Source organism: Paenibacillus albiflavus (assembly GCF_004344915.1).
Taxonomy (GTDB): Bacteria; Bacillota; Bacilli; order Paenibacillales; family NBRC-103111; genus Paenibacillus_AM; species Paenibacillus_AM albiflavus.
This window is the reverse complement of the sequence record NZ_SKFG01000005.1, coordinates 1-16,901: the sequence shown is the minus strand read 5'-3', so window position 1 is coordinate 16,901 and position 16,901 is coordinate 1. Positions and strand designations below refer to the sequence as shown.

The window sequence follows — 16,901 nt, the reverse complement described above, 5'->3', positions numbered from 1 at the left end:
ACAACTTGTCGGTGTTTTGTGCTCTTTTGACCATTCTTCATTCTACTATTTATGATATAACTAATAAGGAGAGATAAACGACATCCATGAATTCGAGGTCAACGATGAAACATATCCTGCTTATTGAAGATGATCAGAATATTTGCGAACTTCTTGCCCATTTATTTACCAATCGATACCAATTGGACACGGCGAATTCAGGAACTGAAGCGCTTATGCAAATAAGCAAAAACAAATACGACTTAATCCTTCTCGACCTGATGTTGCCTGGGGTGACAGGCGAAAGTGTATTAGAGATGGTTCGCCGAACTTCCCATGTTCCCATCATCATTATCACGGCATTGAATGATAAAAGTAAAACAGTGAATCTATTAAGAAAAGGTGCCAATGACTACATTACCAAACCTTTTCATGTAGAGGAGCTTGAAGCTAGAATTGAAGTTCAGCTACGTAATACCGCTCTATTAACGGAGCCTGGTGATGAGCTCTCTTATCACAATCTAACCTTGATTAGGGAAGAATATAAGGTATTAGTACATAACCAGGATATACAAGTATCTCATAAAGAGTACAAGCTGCTAGAGTTATTGCTGCTCCACCCTAAAAAAATCTATTCCAAAGCCAATCTCTATCAGACGATTTGGGAGAATGATTACTTTGGCGGAGAGAACACAATCAACGTACATATCAGTACCCTAAGAAAAAAATTAAAAGATGCCGATCCGGACACCGAGTATATCGAGACGATCTGGGGCCTCGGCATTCGTTTGGCTGGAGGGGGCGAGTAACATTCTGTGGCTACTTAGTATCCTGCTCATTGCTGTGCTTGCCTATTTGGGCTTAATTCTTCTAGACTTGAAGAAAATCATCCAGCAGCTTGACTATATTGTCTCAAAAGATACAAATGCAGAATTAACCTCTACTTCCAAGAATGGAATTATTAGAAGATTACTAGACAGTAATAATCGATTAATTAAGCAAAATAAAATCTACAACCAAGAAAGATACCATAAGGATAAACAAATGCAGGAGGTAATCACCAATCTCACGCATGATCTCAAGACACCTTTGACTGTATCGTCAGGGTATACACAGATTCTTTTACAGGATCCTAAGCTATCACAGCATCACGCCATGATTCAGAAGATCGATAGCAGCTTGAACTCGATCTCTCATTATCTTCATTACCTTATGGAATACAATCTGATTCAAGAAAAAATGCTAACCCCTGAGTTCCGCAAAATAGATGTCTCTGAGTTATTAACCCAATACTTGTTTACCTATTATGATGAATTGCACAAGAAACACCTGTCCCTAGAAATTCATATTCAGGAACAGCAATCTATCATCACAGATGAAACAATTCTGCAGAGAATTTTCCAAAATATTCTAGGTAATATTCTAAAATATGGCTATCGCAAGGTACTGATCTCGCTAGAAGCACAACAAGATCAGCTCATCATTCAATTTACCAACGGTATAGCCGCTTCAATCGAGAATGCCGATAGGCTGTATCAACGCTTTGTCACCGAAGACCCTTCACGATCCAACAAAAACACAGGTCTAGGGCTTTCTATCGTCAAAGAACTGGTAAAAGCCATGGATGGTGAGATTACAATCAAGACAGATCCTGAATTTTTCTACCTACAACTCAAACTCAAAAAAAGCAGAGAGTCTTAGCTTTCGGTAACAGCTGCCCTTCTTTTCTTAATCGAGCCTTTGACGCTTACTTCGACATTATCCACATAACCTTGCTCGATTAAGTGTCGCAACAAGTTGCACCTAAATACGCCAAATATATCGGAGATGACACTACCAAGCTTGATGTTTCCTGCCTCGAGATACTTCTAGATACGATTCTTCTCCACCGTTAAAGAGCCAATTCGTTTTTTTCGAAGTCGGCAAAGGTCACAAAGCTCTCTTAAATCCTCAGATGGTATAAAGCTTGATTCAATAAGTCCGACTCGAAGCAACTTTGCGATCCATTCGGCGTCGCAAACGTCTGTCTTACGACCAGGGATATTCTTCTTGATGCGTTGTACATTCGCTAACACGACGGTGAAGTAGTCCTCTATTTTTTAAATAAGGAAATTTTTAAAATTTTAGTGACATATTAGAACAATAGTGTTAATATGATTTTAATCCCAAATAAAGGTAATATTTTAGATATAATATATTTATATAAATACTTTATTGGGATTAAATAAAAAATGAGAGGAAAGATATCTATGAAAAAGCTATTTTTGTTTTTTTCTGCACTACTGATGTTCATCTCAGTAAATACATTAGCATTTGCTTCACCTCTAAGCGGTACCGAGTCTAGCGCAAGCGAATCAGAAATAACCCCTTACATAAATATTTATACTTGGGAAGTTTACGATCACGGTGAACTATACATTGATTATGGACCTTGGACATTTTGCGTTGCTGGTTACTATGCAGAGGGGGCATCATTGAATTGTTCAAAATCAGTAGGAATGAATGAAGGTTATACAGGTTCATTAAAAGTATCTATTGGAGCAGCAGAGGCAGCTTTTGGATATTCATTTAGTCGAACTGAATCGACAACAACAGCATATGTTTATCCTTTTAAAAAAAATGATGAATACAAAACGATAGAATACCAGCATTTTTATTACAAACAAGAACTATTTCAAAGATTGAAAGTATGCTCTACTTCAATTCCAATTGGCTGCTCCTATACAGGGGATGAGGCTACCTTAACACCAAGACATTTTAGAGGATTTATTTATAGAGTAGTATAGTCACATTTTGAAATATTAAAGAGATCAGAGGGCACACCCTCTGATCTCGAACTCTTTCTATTCATATAACTGTTACTTGCACACTAATCTTTCAAATATTCATTGTTGGTAGGATATTGTACGGAGGGGCTATGATAATAAAAAAAATCAAATACGTTGTATTTCTATTAATTGGTACTGCTACTATCTTAATAATAACTTCCAATATTAATATTGTCCAAAGAGATACACAAGTTAGGTTTTTACCAACATGGCACTATAATATTATTGCACATCAAGATGAGGAGATGTTCATATCTATACCTTTTTATTCAAAAAAAAACAATCTAGATATTGAGCAGTATGAGTTGAGAACAAATTTAGATGACATCCTCAATGTAGTTAAACATGAAGTTTCAATTGGGCAAAAAAGTGAACATTATAATCAATATACTCTTAATTTGTTAGTTTCTTTTAAAAATCCAATGATACTTAAGAATAATGAATTAATGATACATTTTAAAATAAATAATCAAGTTTATGAAAAGAATATTGTTATTTTTAATGGTGAAATAATATCATCAAATAAGTTGAAAAATGATATCGAGATTAAATCATTTATCCCTTTTATTGTTACAGAAGTACCCTCACAGTATTTTAAATATGAAGTTGTATTAAAAAACAAAACAAATCATAATTTTGAGATATCTGATATAATGGTTCCTGAAAAGTTTGTTATATCTAAAAATTCCATACAATTTCCGAGGATGTTAGAGTCCAATTCAACATTATCGATTGAATTAATGGTTAAAACAGACTTAGACTATCTATATTCATTTAAGCCTACTCTAATAATAGACGATTTAAAATACACTCTATCGAATCAAATCATGGCACTTGATCCATCGCCTCAATATCTTCAAGAATTATTAGATTAGCTAGTAATTTGTGATGGTTACTGAATGAGAAATTTTGAGATTTTTATTCTAAAAGTAAAATGAAATAGGAGCCAGATAATGGATATTAAGAAAAAAAATCAATTATGTTCTATCTTATTTTTTGGAACTACTACATTTCTAGGTTGTATAATTTTACTTAATTCTGTGAACTGGGGTAATAGTGCGGCTAATAATTACATAAAACTAAAGCTTGGTGGGGAGACCGAGCCTTCTAAATATCTGTTATTATGTGATGCATTTATTAATTCATATAAATGGACTGGTGCTATTATTTTATTAATGGGGGGTTACTTTTTATTTAAAATTATTGAAAATTACGAATTTTTTAGATCGGATAAAGATAAAAGTATAGATCTATCTAATAAACCTTCCGACAGGATTTAACGAAATACTATTTATCACATGTATAATGTAAACACTAACCAACCTAAAACTCAAAATACTGACCCCTCTCTGCATCACCATAAACGTCTACAACTTTTATAAGGACACATGTAGAGTGCTGTTCAATGTTAGTGCGGAATGATAATTAAATCGGAGATGTATTGGCGGAAATAGCAAAGAGGGGCGGACTATCAATGTCATTAAGTTAAAAAATCAAGAACAAGAGCAGGTTATCGTAAAAGATAACCCGCTCTTTTTTTGTAAAAATAGAAATAGAACTTGACAAATAGATGGAAAAATGTGTGGCAAAGCCCCTTGAAAAACGAGGAGGTTACACCAAAGAAAGAGTACGCGAATTCACTAAAAGAAACGCAGACATCCCCTATACGAGAAATGTCAGCCGCACCAGCACTTATGGCAAAAGCCCTCCCTAATAAAGATTTTACCCGAAAGAAAAAGCTGCCCTTTGAAACGGTTATGCAACTCCTGATCTCAATGGGCGGCAACAGCATATATAAGGAACTCTTGGAATCGCAGGCTATGACGTAAACACTGCAACCACTTCTGCTTTTGTCCAGCAGAGGAATAAAATCCTGCAGTCTGCTGTGGAATTCTTGTTTCACGAATTTACACAATCGTATACGGATATTAAGTGCTACCGAGGGTATCGATTACTTGCCGTTGACGGTTCGGATTTGCATATCGCAACTGAACACGAAAGGCTATAACCTTCTGCATTTGAACGCAGCCTATGACCTCTGCAACAGACTTTACGTCTATGCCATTGTTCAGCAGCGAAGGTTGTGTAAAGAAAGGCGTTGACTGCCATGGTTGACCGCTCCCCCATCAAAGGCAAAACCATTGTTACTGCCGATAGAGGTTATGAAAGTTACAACAATTTCGCGCATATTGAACGCAAAGGGTGGAACTACGTCATACGAGTAAAGGATTTGGATTCCAATGGTATTCTTTCGGGCTTGCGTTTGCCCTCTATTGGAGACTTTGATATTGACGTTCATCTGATACTCACCAAAAAACAAGCCAAAGAGGTCAAGGCTCATCCCGAGGTTTACAAGTTCGTCCCTCCCACTTCTACATTTGATTTTTTGGATTTGCATGAGAGCTTATTTTACCCGATTTCCTTTCGGGCTGTTCGTTTCGTCCTGCCTAATGGCGCTTATGAAACCGTCATTACGAATCTTTCTGCCGCTGATTTCCCACCATAACATGCGATGGGACATTGAAACCTCTTTCAGGGCATTAAAATACACCGTCGGTCTGACGAATTTTCACGCAAAGAGACAAGAGTCCATCATCCAAGAGATTTTCGCAAGAATGATCCTGCACAATTTCGCTGAAATGATTACCTCACACGTAATCATTTCCCAAATGGATAAACGGCATCAATACCAAGTCAACTTCACGGTCGCCGTTCACGTTTGTAGACATTTCCTGCGCTCACGGGACGAAGAACCCCCGCCCGATATTAAAGCGCTGATTCGCAAAAATATTTTGCCGATTCAACCCATTCGCCCAGGGTAGAAGAATACGCGCAAAATCCGTTATAAATCAGCTGTTAGCTTCGTCTATAGAGTAGCATAAATTCGTTTCACATGAATAGGATATTCCACCCGCTTTGTTTGCTGTATGCTTTTTTCCTTGCTTGCACCAAAAAGCAAACGGCACAGGGCTATTTCCCATGCCGTTTCGGTTCATTTTTATCCCCGGTCTTTTTTTCGAGTTAACTTAATGACATTGCCATCTCTGATGTTCTTTCCCAGCTACTAGGCTTCTTTTACAACCCCTGAAACAATCTCTCCCCATTCGTCTTCATATACCGATACATACCAGCGCATACCGCTATAATAATCAGCCCAATACCTAACAGAACGAGATTCCCGTTCACATTGGAGAGTAGGATCGTAAGAGCGGCTGGAACAACTAGACTAATAAATCCAATTAACATCGTAATCATCACAGATGCGCTTTGCTTAATAGCCGTCACTTCGCTTGTCCACTCTAAGTTAGGAAACTTCAGATTGATCAGGATGCCGAGAGCAGCCGAGTAAATGGCATACAGAATTGGCAGTATCAATAGAAACAAACTTTCTACCCAGCCTGTGCGAAGCGTTACCATGACCAGCACACTGCTGATCATTAGTACAGGTACAGTTATCGTCAAATTCACCGCAATCTTGCTAAGCAGGATTGTCAGTTTAGAAACAGGCGAGCTCTTTATTATCCAGATGTTTTTGCCTTCCAGTGAAATCGAGGATGCTGTAGAACAGCTTAAGACGACAAACATCGAGACCACGAATGGCGCTAATTTGCTTAAGTAGGTCTCGAACCCCGGAATTTCGATTAATTGTCCAAGCTGATCCGATCCCATGATTACCAGTGCGATGGCCATAACCAGCAATAGAATCATCCCGATGCCCACATTAAGTACATATAAGGACGAGCTTAAAAACCGACGCAACTCCTTCTTGTATAACGCCACAAAAGGTGAGGAGGTTTGCAGCGATCTCATTTTAAACTTGCTGCTTGCACGCGATGTATTCATGCCTGTATATATGGCTTTATATCTCGTACCCAGAATAAGCGCAAACAGGATAAAGGCAATGACTGAAATCCCAATAAAAAACACTAGGTTTAGGAGATCATACGAGCAAACTGCATCTACATACATCACAGCAGGTGGATATATCTTATAAATCATATCAGCCCATTGTACGCTCATATCGATGAGCATCTGTTCATTGCCGCTTCCACTCATACTTAATGAGCCAACAATAAAGACCACCAATACAGCAATAGTCAAAATTAAGCTAATCGCACGGCTTCCCTTAAATCGCGAGGAAATAAAGCTGATTAACGCACCAATAATGGTGGCAGCAATCAGCGGAATAAGCGGAATAAAGAAAAGCGTGAGGATAAAGAACAGATAATAGGATACCGCAGGATTCACTTTGATCGCATAAACTGCGCCAGCTGGCACCATCACCACTAGAGCAAAAAATAAATTAAGTACATAAAGCTGCAAAACACGGCTTGCGACAACATGACTTGTTGGTATCGGGAGCGACATCACTAAATCATAGTCCTTAAAGCTGAATAACACACCACTAGCTTTATAAATGGTTGTAAAGAATCCAATTAAACAAGCTACCGCCATCATAATGGCGAGCAGCAGCTCCATTTGTTCAAAGAAGAGCATCCCGATCCCCCAGCTATAAGCGAAGGATGCAGCGCCAACCATAATAATCGCAAATAGAATCGCGATGCTTAGCAAGAGCAATTTGCGTTTTTCCTTCTCATCCTGTGTGTGCAAGGCTTTGTTCAAGCCAAACGAAGCAAGCAGTTGAATTTTCGTAAGCCGCCAGATGTTAGTCATGATCAATCAACTCCAAGAACACATCTTCGAGACTGCTATCGCCTTTAACATCCTCTGTTCTGCCTTGCTTCAGCAGCTTACCTGCTTTAATGATCGCAATCTTATTGCAGAGCTTCTCTGCTACATCTAGAACATGAGTGGAAAAGAAGATCGCGCTGCCTTTGCTGCATAGATCCGCCATAATCGTCTTCAGCGTATGAGCTGCTTTGGGATCAAGCCCAACAAAAGGCTCGTCCAACACTAACAGCTTCGGCTGATGAATAAGCGCAGAGATAATCGCCAGCTTCTGCTTCATACCATGCGAATACGAGGAGATTAAATCTCCTAAATTGGCTGTAATTTGAAACGCATCGCCATATTGACGAATGAGCGACTCCCGATCAGACTTGGATACGCTGTAGAGATCACTAATAAAATTCAAATACTGAATACCCGTAAGATGATCGTAGAGATCCGGGTTATCAGGAATGTAAGCCGTAATCTTTTTGCAGGCTACAGGATCCTTTTTCACTGAAATGCCGTTAATTTCGATATCGCCTTCCTCAAATTCAAGCACACCCACAACCGAGCGAATCGTCGTCGTCTTCCCAGCGCCATTATGCCCAATGAAGCCATAAATATCTCCTGCTTCAACAATCAAGTTGAGGTCATCTACAGCCTTTTTGCCACCTTTATATCTTTTTGTAAAATGTTTAATAGTCAGCATCTGTCCTTCACCTCTCCGTTAATCTATTTAACCTTCTGCAATGTTATTTGAGTAGATTAACTATAATACGAACAGACCATTATGAAAGTTCATTTCACATAAAAAGGTAGAACGTCAGTTAATGCTTGTGATTATAGTTCCTTATGACGAATAACAATGGCGCCTCCAATGAGGGAAATCGTAATCGTAGCTAAGCTCACCAAGATATAGGGCACTAACTCTGTTCCGCCAATTTGACTGAGACCAATGCTTTGTGCGAGCGAATAAAAATCAAAATATTTGAGCCCATCCCATTTCGTAAGCATATACGTAAGTTGAATAAGAATGGGATAGATGATGATGAATACAACGGAGATAATATTACTAGTTGTTAGTAATAATACGAGGGTGGCTAGACTGAAAATAACACTGACGCAAAAGCTCAAGCTCACCATAGCAATCAACGCATCTGTGAGAACCTCACCGACCATAATACCTTCTGTACCATATTTAAAAAAGGCGAGTACAGCAGTTGTCGCATAATATAAGAAAGTGCCTACAAATAAAGTTAGCAGCTGCGTGAAGTATTTGGAAATAACAAAAGCAACTCGACTCACACCTGAAGTTAACGTATTTTTATAGGTTCTTTGTGAGAATTCGTATCCTAAAACAACCACAAAGAAGGCAATAAACAGATAGATTAGGATGCTGCTTGAAAAGGAGGCACTCGTCAGAGCTACTGCCATATTCCAAGTACTGCTGCCTTGATATAGACTTTTCAAAGCAGACTCACTATTTACCCCCATCGTGCCAACTTGTTCAGCAGACACCGATACACTCACAAAAGCGATGATCGCTAATAACACGATATATATACCTTTGGTATGAACTAAACGATAGAGATCAGCTTTCATTAAACGAATCATTTCTTTCCACCTCCAAGGGATTGGATGAGATTAGTATAGTAGTTCTCTAAGCTGCTTTCCTTTTTACCAATAAAATCGATAAGAATCCCATTGGCTGATAACAACTGATTGATACCTGCAACGCTCGCTGATGGATCCGTAATGTGAATTTCATTCTCCCCAACAAATCGAAATTTATCACCAATGGCTTCCATTAAGACCACTGCTGCTTGAGATGTATTCTGTACTCGAACGATAATCGCTTGGGAACAGCTCGAATCGAATTCTTCCTTCGTAATCTCCTGAATCATCTCACCCTGATGAATAAAGCCAAAACGTGTAGATACCTGATATAGCTCGGTCAAAATATGACTGGAGATCAGAATTGTCGTGTTTTTCTCGATATTAATTTTCTCCAGCAGTTCACGGAACTCAATAATCGCAATCGGATCCAAACCATTGATGGGTTCATCTAATATGAGGAAATCAGGGCTATTGACTAGTGCCATCGCGATGCCTAAGCGCTGCTTCATCCCTAAAGAAAAGTTGCGGAACTTTTTCTTTCCGGTGTTCGCCAAGTTCACAAATTCCAACGTTTCATTAATGATCGAGAAATCATGTATTCCCTTTTGAATGCAAATAATTTTCATATTTTCATAAGCCGTAAGCTTATTGTAAGCAACCGGAGTTTCAATGACGGCGCCAATTCGTTGTAAGGCCGTATGATAGCTTGACGTTCCTTTCGCATTGCCTGATAAAGCAATCTCACCCTTGGACTCTGTTGATAAATCTGTGATGAGCCGCATGATTGTCGTTTTCCCAGAACCATTACGACCAATGAGACCATAAATATCTCCCTTTCTCACAGTTAATGTTACCTGATTCAAAGCTTTTTCTTTGCCAAATGATTTGGATACATTTTTTAGTGATAATACGCTTGTTTCCACGCTCTTCACTCCTCTTCTATCTACAGTCGCTTTCTTCCATATCTATACTTTATCAGCGATTTCTTAATTGATCTCTTAACTGATTCTTAAATCAATCTTAAACAAGAAGAAACGGTTCCACCGTCCTAAAGACGGATGCGTTTCTTAAGGTATTACTTAGAATTTATGATACGAATGTTATAAATTCTATAATACTGAAGAAAAGCCAGCTCGACTCGCATATGCGATCGGCTGGCTCTCAGGTCTATATAAAATTCATCGGCTAATTCTGTTCTTACAACATGCTACAGCCGACCAGCAGCCTTTACTTTTACAAGTAAAGCGTTGCCAGGCAAGTAGGCAATCGGAATATCCTCCGTTAGCACAATCTGCACGGTAGCACGATCTGCTCCAGCAAGAACCGCCTGCTCAATTGCATTGCTGCGAGCATCCGCCATCGCTTCATCGTAGGTCATATCGTCAAGCGAATAGATGCGCTCAGTCTCACCACTTACTTCACCCAGTGCCGCACCAATTGCATTGGCAGCATCATGATGATTAGGTCTCACGATACGCAAAACACCTTTAAGCTGGTCTGGCACGAGAATGCTTCCTCCGCCTACCAAGATCACATCCACTGGATCTGCACTTGTTTTCATACGATCAATGGCATCCTCAATATCGCTTGTAATAATGGCATCAGCCTTGCGGCATATCGCTTCATCCAAGTCATCCATCAGCGCATCTTTCCACTCGAATCGACCTAGCTTAACAGCTACATCTGTTGCTGTCAAAGTGTCTCCGCCAAAAATTCGTCCACGCTTCAGCAGCTCATACCCTACGCTATCCGGACCAACCGTTACAACGTCCTGATCTGTATTTGATCTCACAATGGTTCCTCCACCGATTCCAATAGATAGAATATCCGGCATACGGAAGTTAGTACGGATCCCGCCGATCTCGACAGCTGCTGATGATTGACGTGGAAAGCCTTGTGTCAGCACACCAATATCCGTCGTCGTACCGCCAATATCCACTACCAGCGCATTGTTTAATCCGGACAGATGTGCTGCGCCACGAATGGAGTTCGTAGGGCCGCAAGCAATCGTGAGAATCGGATAACGAAGCGCATATTCGCTGCGCATCAGCGTACCGTCATTTTGACAAATATAGACGCCAGCCTTGATGCCGAATCCATTTAATGCTTGCTCGAAACCATGGACAACCCCGGAAATCACATTAAGCAGCGCACCATTCAAAATCGATGCGTTCTCCCGCTCCAGCAGACCGATGCTGCCAATTTCGTGAGACAGCGTAACTGGCATGTTCTCATCAAGAACTTGCTTAACAAGCTGCTCTACACGTTTCTCCTGAGAAGTATTCACTGGGGAGAATACACCACAAATCGCAACTGCATCGACTTCCCCTTTCATCCGATTGCAGTAGTCGATAATCTCCGCTTCATCCAATTCCACGATTGTGCGACCATCATATTCATAACCGCCATTTGCCACATAAGCATGAGGACCAATCGCTGCTTTAATCGTATCATCCCAATCGGCTAGTGGTGAAACAGATGTCGTCGCTGGTGCTCCAAGACGAATGAGGCCCACTCTACCCAAATGCTTGCGCTGTAAAATCGCATTGGTACAATGCGTCGTTCCAAGCATAGCATAACGTACTTGAGCAGGATTCAATTTGCTCTCCTCCAGCAATTGACGGACTGACTCGACAATTCCTTCATTCACATCACTTGTCGTATGCACTTTGACCGTATGAATCGTATTCAGCTTGGAATCCAGCAAAGCAGAGTCCGTATTCGTTCCGCCAACGTCAATCCCAATTCGATAGATCTCTTCACTGCTTATTTTTGCTTGAGCCATTACTGAATCCCGCCTTTCTTAGCTGCTAGCTCTTCAATTGGAATGTAGGGTGTATCATAACCAAAATATTGCGGTCCAACCGTTTCTAATCCTTTGGCAGTACGCCATTTAGGATCGCAAGGGAATCCGACTGCTGTTACGCGTGCGCCATATTTTAAATTCTCGGTTGTAATGGGCATGCCTGTATCTTGATCGAGCAAAGAAATTAAATCTGGTGTAACAGCCAAAGATTGTCCGTCTTCTGTTGCGAGCAAGAACTCATTCTGGAAAAATAGACGCATCGTGCGTCCTTTGAGCGTGTCTGTGCCTTCGAATACAGCCTCGCCGCGCGTAAATCCACCTTCCGTACGGCGACGAATTTCCACTGCCTTGCCGTGGAACAACGCATACCCTTTTAACTGTTTGAGCAGCGCATCGATTGGATTCTGCTTTAAGCCCTTCGATTCGAATAAGGTCTTGCCAATCTCATAAGCAAGTGTCAGTGTATGTGAGATGGCGCTTTGCTTTACCTGCGCCCCAGTTACCGGGTAATCGCAGATCGAAGCGGAGCCGCCCATTTGGATCGTAATCGCACGCGCCATTCGTTCTTCCCATACACCGTCAATTGCATGCAGGAGCGCACCGTTACCACGCTCATCTGCCATGGCGATTGGGCTGCAATCAATGCCGTCCAAGTGGAACGTAACCATTTGCGATTCTGGAAAAGCACGGCCCATCGCGTCTGCATCAACCAAAGGAATTCCCCGCTGAGCAGCAGCGATTACCGGTACAAGCGAGTTGCCGCCGCCTACTTCAATCGGCATGATAGCATTCACCTTGCGACCTAATTCTTTTTCAATTAAATCCAAGGGCTTGATCATTTGCATGGCAGAAGGAATTTTCTCATTCATGACAGTTGGCGCCCCGATCATCGAAAGAGGAACAACCAGGTCGTCATCTGCTAATTCATCAGGACTTACCACACGAACAGGACCATATTTACGTATTGCCTCAATGGCCATCAGTTTACCGATATGAGGATCTCCGCCACCTCCTGTCCCAAGCACTGCTGCACCGACTGCAATATATTGAATAGCTTCTTCTGTAAGTTCTGTCAGCTTGTTGTTATTCATGTTGTTATTCATGTTGGAGTTATCCTTTCCTGTTCATCATTTTACCGACAATCCATTGCACGACGAATGCACAAATAAATGCATCGAGTGCAGGCACACTTGTCAGCTGGAATAAACCAAACCCATCCGGGGCTGCTGTTGTCATATAAGCGAAAAATGTAGCCGCTACCCATACAACTAGGGAGCGAATAATCCATTTTTTATTGCGATCCAGTCCTTCAAACGTAAATTTCTTGCGATCGACAAGCAAATATTCGGCTGTATAGATTCCCCCGATTGGGGATACAAACATCGTAATCACGTTCAAGAAAGACAAGAAACGATCATAGATTCCAAGCACTGCCAGTAAAATAGCGATCAGACCCGCAATTACGGTAATCCATTTTTTCGGCACACGCTTGAACACAACGGAGAATCCTAATGAGGCAGAATACAAATTGTTCGTATTCGTCGTCCATTGAGCCAAGGTTAGTACGATAATTGCAGGCAGACCTAATCCTAGCATGATAAAAATATTCGTAAGATCACTTGTATCCATCAATCTGGATAGAAAGATCGCAATAACCGTCATAAAGCTGTTTCCCACAAAGAATCCAATAAATGCCGCGATTATAGCGTGCTTGGGTGTACGCGCCCAACGTGCAATATCGGGAGATAGAATCGTTCCAACAATGAATATTCCGATAACGAGTGAAATTGCAGTTCCCATCGGGATAGGTGCAGCACTGATTGGTTCCCAAATAGCTGCAGTACCTTGGGTATGTATGGCTGTATAAAAGGCAACTCCGATAAAAATGACAAGAAGTGGAACAGACCACACGCTTAATCTTTCGATCGAGCGATAGCCCCAGATCGCTGTCGACATCATCAGCATACCGCCTATAAAGGATAGAAGACCTAAAGATAAATCAATATTCCATAATTTCAGAAAAGCTGTCTGCATGTTGGATGCGAAGAAGCCTGCTTGCACCCCGAACCAGCCCAGTGAGAAAATACCAAGCACAACTGATACAATAAGTGCGCCTCGATTTCCGAATAGAAACCGACTGATCATCGCAGTCGAAAGTCCTGTTTTGGCACCGACATACGCACATAATGCACCGATTATTCCAAGAATAACCGAACCAATCATGGTGGCAGTTAGAGAATCTGTCAAATTCATTCCTGCACCAAGTTCAGCCCCCAGGAACATGGCAGATAAGTCGATCCCGATTGCGATCCAGACTAGGGACATGGATAACCATCCTTTGCGCAAATGCATTGGAACGGGTTCTCTTTCATAATCATGTGATTTAGATTCATTCGTTATAACTTCGCTAACTTCACTCATCATCTTCATCCCCTTATCTGTGAAATCTTACTGCTCTCCAGGTTTACGAACAAGCGCCGTTCCAATACATGGCAAAAGCATTATTTAGTTTGCGTTCATAAAGCTCTGTGGAAGGGTAGTAAAAATATTGCATGCATGACCCGTCCAGTAAATTAAGAAAAGCATCCACAAGGAATTCTACAGACTGTTCCCTAATCGTACCTTCTTGTATTCCTTGTACAATCAAAGCTTCAATCACCTTCGTTAACAGCACATCCGAATGAAGAAATGCTTTCTCGATCGTTTCTTTAAGAAAAGATGGTGGAAATAACATATACCGGAGTACGAACAAACTATACTCTGGGTTCTTCTGATAAAAATGATGCTGCCTGATCAATATCCGATATAAACTGTCTTTGGCATTCAATTCCGCTTGATCCTCGGAGAGCTCCTGAATGAATAAATTGTAAAACTCCATCGCTTCTTTAAAGACCGTCATAAATAAATCTTCTTTATTCTCATAAAAGAAATAAATTGCAGGCGTCTTAACGCCTACTTCCTTAGCGATTTCTGAGAGCGCTGTACCGTCATACCCTTTTTCTCCGAACAACCTCATGGCAACTTCTTTCAACTTATTCTTGGTCATAACATCCTCACACTTCTAATTTAATTAACGTTAATTAAGTAAATACTATACATCCAAATTGCATAAAAATACAATACTTTTTTTGATTTATCAGAGTAAATTAATTTATGGCGAAAAAGTAATAAATTATATCATACACAGCAAAAACCCCATCCTAATCGGATGGGGCTATTCATCATTCAACTATTTAATTGTCAATTTGAATTAGTGATCTAGCCTAGCTTCTGGCCGCAATTCGAGCAGAAGTTAGCTCCTTCGTTTTCCCTCATATATGACTCACGTTTCCGTGAGATTGAAGATTTTTTTGGCATCTAATTCGTTTTTAGTTCAATTTCGCCGCTTCCAAGAAACGCTGAATGATGATCGATGTTTCTGCTCTCGTAATGACGTTGCCGGGCGAAATCAAGCCATTATAGCCGACAATTACGCCGTACTTGACGTTAAGCGCAGCCGCAGGCTTGGCAGAGAAATCAAGCCGCTCTAAATCCTTGAACGCGCCTAGCAGCTCGGTGACTTCCTTGTCGGAGATCGCAACGTCCATTCCGGCTAAATGCATCGCTTTCGCTATCATAACCATCGCTTCTTGCCGCGACATTTGTTCGTTCGGATTGAACCGGTTGCTATTGCCCTCGGCGGTAAGTCCGTTATTCGCTGCGATCGTCACGGCTTTGTAGAACCAATTGCTCTTCTGGACATCCGCGTAATCCGCAGAGCTGCCGACCGCATGCAGACCGAGCGACCTGACCAGAATTGCCGTGAACTCCGCTCGAGTAATCTGGTTGTCCGGCTTGAAGCTTGTCTCGGAGATGCCTTGAACGATCAGCTTCGACGCTAACTTTTCGATGTGGGTCTTTGCCCAATGTTTTTGGATATCCGAAAATGTTTTTTCGTTGCCGATCACGGTATAGACGCTGTTCGTCAAGCTGTACATAACCGCATAATATTTCCCGTTTTCTTGGACGAGCCTGGTAGGCACCGGAACAATGTTGCCATCTTCCGTAACCACGACGCCCGTCGTTATCTTAATCGGGTCGAACCCGTCAGGGATGGCGATCCTTCTTTGAACGAAGTGAAGAAACTTGTTGATTTCGATTGTTTTCCCGCCGGACGATGCCGTGATCTTAAATTCAATCGCTGGCGATACCAAGCTGATCTTGCCTAATTTATTGCGAATGGAATCGACTTTATGATCGGGCACGTTCGCGATTTCGATATTGAATTTTAATGGCGTATTCGATCCTAAGCTCTTGGCGATCGCGTCCATATCGAATTGATTGGCTGTCAAGGTGTAGGAAGCGTTGTCCGTTTGGACCTCGACAGTCATATTTTTATCGTCGAGCGCTTTCGCCAACTGGCTGTTCAACAGAACGACAACGCGATCAGAGCCGTTCTGAACCGGAATAACGATTATAGGACTGTCGTGTAGGGAACTCAACTCTTTTATGATTTTGGTTTCATCTAGCTGTACGGTCGTAACTTTTTTCCCGTTGACGGTTTTGACGGATACGATCGCGAAATTCTTATAGACAACGTTGTTGATTTGGATATCGATCATATTAATAGCCATTTTATTGCCTTCGCCGCTTCCACTACTTTCACCACCGCTGCCTCCAGCGCTATTTCCACCCCCATCTCCAGAGCTGGCACTTCTAAGAGTAAAAGAAATGCTCGTGCTATTGCCTGCCGCATCAGTAACGACGAGCGAATAGGTGCCGGATGCGCTAACCGTAGTACCGGAAGCGAAAGGAACTCCGTTCAACGTTGCCGTTCCTTTATTGAAAGAAATCGTAACCGGCGTTGTATACACAGGTGCTCCGGATGTGACGCCCGTTACTCTAGGAGGTGTTTTATCGATGGTGAAGCTCACGGTGGTGACGTTGCCCGCCGCATCCGTGACGACAAGCGTATAGTCGCCTTCCGCGCTGACGGTTGAACCGCTAATGAACGCGGAGCC

The 16,901-nt window shown here is 41.4% G+C and carries 17 protein-coding genes and 1 pseudogene; 8 read left to right on the top strand and 10 right to left on the bottom strand.

Going from position 1 to position 16,901, the window contains the following annotated elements; all coding sequences use genetic code 11:
• The first annotated feature begins 86 nt into the window (after positions 1-86).
• Complete coding sequence (locus E0485_RS07850; RefSeq protein WP_207910943.1) at positions 87-788, top strand: response regulator transcription factor; 702 nt, start codon at positions 87-89, stop codon at positions 786-788.
• Positions 715-1,680 (top strand): sensor histidine kinase, encoded by a 966-nt coding sequence (locus E0485_RS07845; RefSeq protein WP_132417446.1) that lies wholly within the window; start codon positions 715-717, stop codon positions 1,678-1,680. The genes E0485_RS07850 and E0485_RS07845 overlap by 74 nt, the downstream gene beginning before the upstream one ends.
• On the opposite strand, the pseudogene E0485_RS25485 reads toward E0485_RS07845, so the two are convergent.
• Positions 1,680-2,075: pseudogene (locus E0485_RS25485) on the bottom strand (IS110 family transposase); the annotation flags it as partial. The gene E0485_RS07845 and the pseudogene E0485_RS25485 overlap by 1 nt on opposite strands.
• Positions 2,076-2,228: 153 nt before the next feature.
• Here E0485_RS25485 and E0485_RS07835 point away from each other — a divergent pair.
• The 6 genes from E0485_RS07835 (at position 2,229) to E0485_RS25865 (ending at position 5,629) form a co-directional block, all read left to right on the top strand.
• Positions 2,229-2,765, top strand: coding sequence for a hypothetical protein (locus tag E0485_RS07835; RefSeq protein WP_132417444.1), 537 nt, complete (start codon positions 2,229-2,231; stop codon positions 2,763-2,765).
• A gap of 131 nt (positions 2,766-2,896) precedes the next feature.
• Positions 2,897-3,682: a PH domain-containing protein gene (locus tag E0485_RS07830; RefSeq protein ID WP_132417443.1), complete on the top strand. Its 786-nt coding sequence runs from the start codon at positions 2,897-2,899 to the stop codon at positions 3,680-3,682.
• Between the two features lie 78 nt (positions 3,683-3,760).
• A complete protein-coding gene (locus E0485_RS07825; RefSeq protein ID WP_132417442.1) occupies positions 3,761-4,087 on the top strand; it encodes a hypothetical protein in 327 nt (108 codons plus the stop codon).
• A gap of 315 nt (positions 4,088-4,402) precedes the next feature.
• Positions 4,403-4,636 carry a hypothetical protein gene (locus tag E0485_RS07820; RefSeq protein ID WP_132417441.1) on the top strand — a complete coding sequence of 78 codons (234 nt, stop codon included), beginning with the start codon at positions 4,403-4,405 and terminating at the stop codon, positions 4,634-4,636.
• A gap of 278 nt (positions 4,637-4,914) precedes the next feature.
• Positions 4,915-5,313 (top strand): transposase, encoded by a 399-nt coding sequence (locus tag E0485_RS07815; RefSeq protein WP_235857485.1) that lies wholly within the window; start codon positions 4,915-4,917, stop codon positions 5,311-5,313.
• Positions 5,204-5,629 carry a transposase gene (locus tag E0485_RS25865; RefSeq protein ID WP_407944836.1) on the top strand — a complete coding sequence of 142 codons (426 nt, stop codon included), beginning with the start codon at positions 5,204-5,206 and terminating at the stop codon, positions 5,627-5,629. Before E0485_RS07815 ends, E0485_RS25865 begins: the two co-directional genes overlap by 110 nt.
• A 253-nt stretch (positions 5,630-5,882) precedes the next feature.
• Here E0485_RS25865 and E0485_RS07810 read toward each other — a convergent pair whose 3' ends face one another.
• The 9 genes from E0485_RS07810 to E0485_RS07770 all read right to left on the bottom strand — a co-directional run bounded on the left by E0485_RS07810 (position 5,883) and on the right by E0485_RS07770 (position 16,814).
• Positions 5,883-7,481 carry an ABC transporter permease gene (locus E0485_RS07810; RefSeq protein WP_132417439.1) on the bottom strand — a complete coding sequence of 533 codons (1,599 nt, stop codon included), beginning with the start codon at positions 7,479-7,481 and terminating at the stop codon, positions 5,883-5,885.
• Positions 7,474-8,187 carry an ABC transporter ATP-binding protein gene (locus tag E0485_RS07805; RefSeq protein ID WP_132417438.1) on the bottom strand — a complete coding sequence of 238 codons (714 nt, stop codon included), beginning with the start codon at positions 8,185-8,187 and terminating at the stop codon, positions 7,474-7,476. The genes E0485_RS07810 and E0485_RS07805 overlap by 8 nt, the downstream gene beginning before the upstream one ends.
• A 131-nt stretch (positions 8,188-8,318) precedes the next feature.
• The gene (locus tag E0485_RS07800) at positions 8,319-9,092 is read right to left on the bottom strand and encodes an ABC transporter permease (protein WP_132417437.1); all 774 of its coding nucleotides are present in this window, start codon (positions 9,090-9,092) and stop codon (positions 8,319-8,321) included.
• Positions 9,089-10,018, bottom strand: coding sequence for an ATP-binding cassette domain-containing protein (locus tag E0485_RS07795; protein WP_132417436.1), 930 nt, complete (start codon positions 10,016-10,018; stop codon positions 9,089-9,091). Before E0485_RS07795 ends, E0485_RS07800 begins: the two co-directional genes overlap by 4 nt.
• Before the next feature lie 284 nt (positions 10,019-10,302).
• Positions 10,303-11,880, bottom strand: a complete 1,578-nt coding sequence (locus E0485_RS07790) for a hydantoinase/oxoprolinase family protein (protein ID WP_132417435.1) — start codon at positions 11,878-11,880, stop codon at positions 10,303-10,305.
• Complete coding sequence (locus E0485_RS07785; protein ID WP_235857478.1) at positions 11,880-13,004, bottom strand: DUF917 domain-containing protein; 1,125 nt, start codon at positions 13,002-13,004, stop codon at positions 11,880-11,882. Before E0485_RS07785 ends, E0485_RS07790 begins: the two co-directional genes overlap by 1 nt.
• Positions 13,005-13,011: 7 nt before the next feature.
• On the bottom strand, positions 13,012-14,325 hold the full coding sequence (locus E0485_RS07780; protein WP_235857477.1) for a cytosine permease: 1,314 nt from the start codon (positions 14,323-14,325) through the stop codon (positions 13,012-13,014).
• A 40-nt stretch (positions 14,326-14,365) separates the two neighbouring features.
• Positions 14,366-14,947, bottom strand: coding sequence for a TetR/AcrR family transcriptional regulator (locus tag E0485_RS07775; RefSeq protein ID WP_132417434.1), 582 nt, complete (start codon positions 14,945-14,947; stop codon positions 14,366-14,368).
• 322 nt (positions 14,948-15,269) lie between these two features.
• Positions 15,270-16,814 carry an S-layer homology domain-containing protein gene (locus tag E0485_RS07770; RefSeq protein ID WP_132417433.1) on the bottom strand — a complete coding sequence of 515 codons (1,545 nt, stop codon included), beginning with the start codon at positions 16,812-16,814 and terminating at the stop codon, positions 15,270-15,272.
• Positions 16,815-16,901 lie beyond the last annotated feature (87 nt).

What these genes read in the sequence shown, in the direction of transcription:
- E0485_RS07850 (WP_207910943.1), top strand. Translation starts at nt 87, where the DNA reads ATGAATTCGAGGTCAACGATGAAACATATCCTGCTTATTGAAGATGAT.
- E0485_RS07845 (WP_132417446.1), top strand. Translation starts at nt 715, where the DNA reads ATGCCGATCCGGACACCGAGTATATCGAGACGATCTGGGGCCTCGGCA.
- E0485_RS07835 (WP_132417444.1), top strand. Translation starts at nt 2,229, where the DNA reads ATGAAAAAGCTATTTTTGTTTTTTTCTGCACTACTGATGTTCATCTCA.
- E0485_RS07830 (WP_132417443.1), top strand. Translation starts at nt 2,897, where the DNA reads ATGATAATAAAAAAAATCAAATACGTTGTATTTCTATTAATTGGTACT.
- E0485_RS07825 (WP_132417442.1), top strand. Translation starts at nt 3,761, where the DNA reads ATGGATATTAAGAAAAAAAATCAATTATGTTCTATCTTATTTTTTGGA.
- E0485_RS07815 (WP_235857485.1), top strand. Translation starts at nt 4,915, where the DNA reads ATGGTTGACCGCTCCCCCATCAAAGGCAAAACCATTGTTACTGCCGAT.
- E0485_RS25865 (WP_407944836.1), top strand. Translation starts at nt 5,204, where the DNA reads ATGAGAGCTTATTTTACCCGATTTCCTTTCGGGCTGTTCGTTTCGTCC.
- E0485_RS07810 (WP_132417439.1), bottom strand. Translation starts at nt 7,481, where the DNA reads ATGACTAACATCTGGCGGCTTACGAAAATTCAACTGCTTGCTTCGTTT.
- E0485_RS07805 (WP_132417438.1), bottom strand. Translation starts at nt 8,187, where the DNA reads ATGCTGACTATTAAACATTTTACAAAAAGATATAAAGGTGGCAAAAAG.
- E0485_RS07800 (WP_132417437.1), bottom strand. Translation starts at nt 9,092, where the DNA reads ATGATTCGTTTAATGAAAGCTGATCTCTATCGTTTAGTTCATACCAAA.
- E0485_RS07790 (WP_132417435.1), bottom strand. Translation starts at nt 11,880, where the DNA reads ATGGCTCAAGCAAAAATAAGCAGTGAAGAGATCTATCGAATTGGGATT.
- E0485_RS07785 (WP_235857478.1), bottom strand. Translation starts at nt 13,004, where the DNA reads ATGAATAACAACATGAATAACAACAAGCTGACAGAACTTACAGAAGAA.
- E0485_RS07780 (WP_235857477.1), bottom strand. Translation starts at nt 14,325, where the DNA reads ATGATGAGTGAAGTTAGCGAAGTTATAACGAATGAATCTAAATCACAT.
- E0485_RS07775 (WP_132417434.1), bottom strand. Translation starts at nt 14,947, where the DNA reads ATGACCAAGAATAAGTTGAAAGAAGTTGCCATGAGGTTGTTCGGAGAA.